Source organism: Tepidibacillus infernus, from assembly GCF_048898065.1.
Taxonomy (GTDB): Bacteria; Bacillota; Bacilli; order Tepidibacillales; family Tepidibacillaceae; genus Tepidibacillus_B; species Tepidibacillus_B infernus.
Genome location: NZ_JBLWFI010000001.1, coordinates 2,045,672 through 2,046,131, shown reverse-complemented (window position 1 = coordinate 2,046,131; position 460 = coordinate 2,045,672). Strand labels below are relative to the sequence as shown.

At 43.0% G+C, this 460-nt stretch carries 1 protein-coding gene; it reads right to left on the bottom strand.

From position 1 onward, the window contains the following. Positions 1 to 100 precede the first annotated feature (100 nt). A partial coding sequence (locus TEPIDINF_RS10265; RefSeq protein ID WP_421691428.1) for an integrase core domain-containing protein occupies positions 101 to 460 on the bottom strand: 360 nt, incomplete at its 5' end.

Genomic DNA, 460 nt, shown 5'->3' with positions numbered 1-460 from the left:
TTTGTAAGTCACTTGTCGGCGGTTTTGAGTATCTCCGTTTTGCCTCTAATCCGACAAGGTCTTGCTCTGCCATGTATCTCAGCTGAAAGATATAGTATGCCTAAGCCGTTGATTTCAATTGATCTTCCACCGCTTGAGGTGTCCTATATCCGAGACTCCCGTGAATTCGTTTCCGATTATACCAGCCTTCGATATATTGGAACAAAGCGAGTTTAGCAGACTGGTAATCAAGATACTGAACATGATTGACTTCCTCCTTCTTTAGGATGGCGTGGAATGATTCTATGCAAGCATTGTCATAAGGACAACCTTTGCGGCTGAATGACTGTGTAATGCCTTGAGACTTAGCATATTGTTCAAATGCTTCACTCGTATATTGTGTTCCTAAATCGGTGTGAAGAATAAGTCCATCCTTGGGCTGTTGTGTATCACAAGCATTGGCTAGGGCTTTGATCACGAG